Source organism: Micrococcus sp. KRD012, assembly GCF_017168555.1.
Lineage (GTDB): Bacteria > Actinomycetota > Actinomycetes > Actinomycetales > Micrococcaceae > Micrococcus > Micrococcus luteus.
This window is the reverse complement of the sequence record NZ_JABFBB010000018.1, coordinates 1-4,479: the sequence shown is the minus strand read 5'-3', so window position 1 is coordinate 4,479 and position 4,479 is coordinate 1. Positions and strand designations below refer to the sequence as shown.

At 71.2% G+C, this 4,479-nt stretch carries 4 protein-coding genes and 1 CRISPR repeat array; of the genes, 2 read left to right on the top strand and 2 right to left on the bottom strand.

Annotated elements, in window-relative coordinates; translation table 11 throughout:
* Positions 1 to 151 precede the first annotated feature (151 nt).
* Complete coding sequence (locus tag J1M37_RS07430) at positions 152 to 727, bottom strand: hypothetical protein (protein ID WP_206452392.1); 576 nt, start codon at positions 725 to 727, stop codon at positions 152 to 154.
* A gap of 246 nt (positions 728 to 973) precedes the next feature.
* On the opposite strand from J1M37_RS07430, the gene trpB reads away from it, so the two are divergent.
* On the top strand, positions 974 to 2,275 hold the full coding sequence (gene trpB, locus J1M37_RS07425) for a tryptophan synthase subunit beta (protein WP_206452391.1): 1,302 nt from the start codon (positions 974 to 976) through the stop codon (positions 2,273 to 2,275).
* 31 nt (positions 2,276 to 2,306) lie between these two features.
* Here trpB and J1M37_RS07420 read toward each other — a convergent pair whose 3' ends face one another.
* The gene (locus tag J1M37_RS07420) at positions 2,307 to 2,567 is read right to left on the bottom strand and encodes a hypothetical protein (RefSeq protein WP_043282510.1); all 261 of its coding nucleotides are present in this window, start codon (positions 2,565 to 2,567) and stop codon (positions 2,307 to 2,309) included.
* Positions 2,568 to 2,709: 142 nt separating this feature from the next.
* Between J1M37_RS07420 and J1M37_RS07415 the strand changes: the two genes are divergently transcribed.
* Complete coding sequence (locus J1M37_RS07415) at positions 2,710 to 3,411, top strand: ZIP family metal transporter (RefSeq protein WP_043276010.1); 702 nt, start codon at positions 2,710 to 2,712, stop codon at positions 3,409 to 3,411.
* 474 nt (positions 3,412 to 3,885) lie between these two features.
* A CRISPR array of direct repeats spans positions 3,886 to 4,351; the repeat unit is 36 nt; unit sequence GCCTCAACGAAGTCCGCTCCCCAAAGGAGCGGAGAC.
* Between the last annotated feature and the right edge of the window lie 128 nt (positions 4,352 to 4,479).

The window sequence follows — 4,479 nt, the reverse complement described above, 5'->3', positions numbered from 1 at the left end:
GTCGGGGGTGAGGGGGCGCAGGGTGAGGTCCCCGCGGGTGAGGACGATCTCGTGCTTCATGCACCCATCCTGTCAGCGGACTGGGGGCGATCTCCCGGCACGACGAGACCGAGCGCCACGGGCGAGGGCGTCGCCCGGACGACCAGCCGGCTCAGAGCGTGGCGGAGCGGCGGGCGGAGGCCCGCATGGCCGCGACCCGCTGCGCCACGGGGGCCTCCAGGGCGCCCGGCTGCAGGGCCGGGGCGAGGTAGGCGGCCACCTCTCGGGCGACTCCCTCGAGTGCGGAGGGGTCCTGGGTGACCCAGGCGCGCAGCGTCAGGTGCTCCCGCATCCACGCCGTGAGCGTCTCCTCGGACTCCGGAGTCAGGGCGAAGCCCTCCCCCGCAGCACCCGGGCTGGTGCGCTCCACGTCCAGGCCGAGCTCGCCCGCCAGCAGGGCGGCGAACGCCTGGCGCAGCGGTGAGACGCCGGTGCGGCCGGACTGGAAGGCGGCGCGCACCTCGCGGCACTGCAGGCTCTCGTCGGCCGCGTCGACGGCGAGGACGTCACCGGCAGCGGGGGTGAGGCCCAGGGCGGCACGGGCTGACTCCTCGGCCACCACGGCCACGATGCCGGGCACTGCGGGGACGGCGGTGAGGAACTCGGCGTACCGCATGCCCGGAGTGGCGGCCAGCACGGCGGTGGCCTCGGCGGTCAGGGACTGGGTGTCGACGGCGGTGATGGTCATGGATCCAGGGTGAATCGCGATTCACTGAGACGGGGAGCGATGTCCATATTCTGAGATTTGCAATCACATGGTGAGACCCACGCCGCCCGACGTGCAGTACGCTGGCCCCATGCAGATGCGCGCGCAGCAGTGGTGGGCCGCCTGAGGGCGGCCCCGGTCATGCGCATCTGACACGACGAGCCGCTCGCCTGCCGGGCGGCTCGGTCATGAGCGGCTCCGGCGGGCCCCATCCCAGGAGTACCCCCGATGACCCACCGCAACCCCGAGGACAACGCCCTGAGAGGCGCCGCCGAGCCCCGCACCCTCGCCGAGGCCTGCGACCTCGTCACCACCCCGGACCTGGACGTCTCCGCGGACGGCATGTTCGGCCAGTACGGCGGCGCCCACCTGCCCCCGCAGCTGGCCGGCCCCATGGCCGAGGTCGCCCGCGCGTACGCCGAGGCCCGCACCGACCCTGAGTTCTACGCCGAGTACCGACGCCTGCTGCGCGACGCCGTCGGGCGTCCCTCCCCCCTGACCCCGCTGGACCGCCTCTCCGACGAGCTCGGCGGCGCACGGATCGTGCTCAAGCGCGAGGACCTGAACCACACGGGCGCCCACAAGATCAACCACACGATCGGCGAGGCGCTGCTCGCCAAGCGGATGGGCAAGCGCAGCCTGATCGCGGAGACCGGCGCCGGCCAGCACGGCGTGGCCCTGGCGACGGCGGCCGCGATGGTCGGCCTCGACTGCGAGATCCACATGGGTGCGATCGACGTGGCCAAGCAGCACCCCAACGTGGTGCGCATGCGCCTGCTCGGCACGAAGGTGGTCTCGGTGGAGCGCGAGGGCCGCTCCCTGAAGGAGGCCGTGGACTCGGCGTTCGAGGTGTACGCGGCGGACCCGGAGAAGTACCTGTTCGCGATCGGCTCCGTGGTGGGACCGCACCCGTTCCCCACGATGATCCGCGACTTCCAGTCCGTGGTCGGCCGCGAGGCCCGCGCCCAGTTCCAGGAGCGGTTCGGGGCGCTGCCGAGCGCCGTCGTCGCCGCGGTGGGCGGCGGCTCCAACGCGATCGGCGCGTTCACCGCGTTCCTCGACGACGCCGACGTCGCGCTCGTGGGCGTCGAGCCCGGCGGCCGCTCCTCGGCCAAGGGCGAGCACGCGATGACCATGACCCAGGGCCGCGACGGCGTCCTCCACGGCATGGCCACCCTCGTCCTCGCCGACGACGACGGCACCCCGGACCCCGTGCACTCGATCGCCTCGGGTCTGGACTACCCGGGCGTCGGCCCGCAGCACGCCCACTTCGCGCGCCTGGGCCGTGTCCGGTACGTGGCCGAGGACGACGCGGCCGTGCTCGACGCGTTCCAGCGACTCACGAGGCTCGAGGGCGTCATCCCCGCGCTCGAGTCCGCGCACGCCGTGGCGCACGCGATCCGCCTCGCCCCGCAGATGGGCCGGGACGAGCGGATCCTGGTCAACCTCTCCGGCCGCGGGGACAAGGACGTGGACTACGTGGCCGAGAAGCTCGGGCTCACGGGCGAGGCGGACGAGGTCGTGCGCTGAGCTGAGGCGGCGGTCCCGGCGTCGCCCCAGGTCAGCGCGCCAGTCCCCCGTGCGGGGGATGCACGGCAATGGCCCGGTAGAGAAACCCGTCCTGATCGTTGTGGGCCTCCAGTGCCTCGAACAAGAACTCCACCTCCTCGCCGACCGTGAGGCTGGACGGGACGGAGTCGAGCATGGGCAGGTGACTGAAATGGACCCAGCACCCCCCGGGCGTCGCCTCGCTGTCGATCACGCCCCAGCCGCCATCGCGATCCCACTCGACCACTCGTCCGAGACTTGCATTGAGGTTCATCGGTCATCTCCGTCAGTGGGCAGGGAGCGGGAGGGTGGCAGGCCTCGCCGTGGATGCTGGAGTCAAGAGTGACCTATGCAGGCACGTCGCCGCGAGTCCGGTCCGGCGTCGTCCCCGGTCAGCGCGTAGCCTGGCTGCCGTGATGACCCTGATGTGGGGCGCAGTGGCCGCGTCCTCCCTGCTCGTGGGCGCCGTCCTGGCGACCCTGCACCGCTGGCACATGGGCACGATCGGACTCGTGCTCGCCTTCGGCGCCGGCGCTCTGATCGCGTCCGTGTCCTTCGAGCTCGCGGAGGCGGGCGTGCAGGCGGCCGGGCCCGCCGCCGTCGGCATCGGGCTGACGCTCGGCGCGGCCGCCTACTTCCTCGGCGACCGTGCGGTGGAGCGCTCCGCCGCGAGGTCCGGCGGCTCGTCCTCGGGCGCCGCGCTGACCGTGGGCGCGCTGCTGGACGGCATCCCGGAGCAGCTCGTGCTGGGCATCGGGCTGGCCGCGGGCGAGGGCGTGTCCCTCGCGCTACTCGTGGCGATCTTCATGTCCAACCTGCCCGAGTCCATCGCCGCCACGGCCGACTCCCTCGACGGCGGCAAGAGGCGCCGCCACCTGCTGATCCAGTGGTCGCTCGTGACGGTGGTCTGCGCCCTGGCGACGTGGGGCGGCGGGCTGATCGCCGACGTCGCCTCCCCCGCCCTGACCGGCGGCATCCAGGGCTTCGCGGCCGGCGCCCTGCTGGTCATGCTGATCGACACGATGATCCCCGAGGCCCGCGAGAAGGGCGGGGAGAAGGCCGGGCTGCTCACCGTGGTCGGCTTCGCGCTCGGCGCGTTCCTGTCCCTGGTGGTGTGAGGGGCGAGGCGGGGCCGACTGCTTCCCGAGGGTTAGACGGCCTCGTTGATCTAGACCGCGCTCGTCGCCGAAATCTCTCTGCAGCTGGCCGCGCTCCGGTCGCGCATGCGGGTAGGGGAGATGCCGGATGAACTTCAACGCGGGACAGCACGTGATGCCATGCGCCGGGCATTGGCCCAGGGCATGGCATTTCCCCGACTCGCCTTCAGCCTCGGCCCCGAGGCAGCAGATTCGCCACTGATGCTCACTCCATGGAGCCACGCCCAGGACCTCGCGAACGCGTGACGACGCGCCGGACGTCACGTGCGTGATTCGACCCCGTCGAGGTGCCTCGCCCTCGACAGAGTCGAGCGAATTGACCAGGGAGGGACACGGCCTGAGCCCTACCCCGCCTCGGACCTGGAGCGCTAACGAAGTCCGTTCCCGAAGGAGCGGAGACGGCAAGCAGGATGACGACCCCGGCTACATCCTCACGCCTCAACGAAGTCCGCTCCCCAAAGGAGCGGAGACCGCTTCTGCTCAGCGGTGAGCGCCCGCGTCCGCCCGCCTCAACGAAGTCCGCTCCCCAAAGGAGCGGAGACCCTCGGATGGGTCACCAACGGGCAGGGGTATCACACGCCTCAACGAAGTCCGCTCCCCAAAGGAGCGGAGACTCCCCTACGCGATCGTCTCCCCGACCAGCGGCGGGCCTCAACGAAGTCCGCTCCCCAAAGGAGCGGAGACAGCCCTGATCCGCCCGGCCGATGGAGCTGTGCTCATGGGCCTCAACGAAGTCCGCTCCCCAAAGGAGCGGAGACGGCCCCGCGGTCTCCTATGAACCGAAGGTGTACCTGCCTCAACGAAGTCCGCTCCCCAAAGGAGCGGAGACCATCAGTTTCGCCGAGTTCCAGACGATCACGAGGACGCCTCAACGAAGTCCGCTCCCCAAAGGAGCGGAGACTTGTCAAGGGCCATTGAGTTCTGCCCATAGGCGGCCAGTGTTTCTTCCCGCTGGTGGCCATCAGAACTGCCCACTGGTGGCCAGCTGGTTTGCCCGTTTGGGTGGTGGTGCTGGCCACCGTGATGGGA

Coding starts and splice junctions, on each gene's coding strand:
- J1M37_RS07430 (WP_206452392.1), bottom strand. CDS start 727: ATGACCATCACCGCCGTCGACACCCAGTCCCTGACCGCCGAGGCCACC.
- trpB (WP_206452391.1), top strand. CDS start 974: ATGACCCACCGCAACCCCGAGGACAACGCCCTGAGAGGCGCCGCCGAG.
- J1M37_RS07420 (WP_043282510.1), bottom strand. CDS start 2,567: ATGAACCTCAATGCAAGTCTCGGACGAGTGGTCGAGTGGGATCGCGAT.
- J1M37_RS07415 (WP_043276010.1), top strand. CDS start 2,710: ATGACCCTGATGTGGGGCGCAGTGGCCGCGTCCTCCCTGCTCGTGGGC.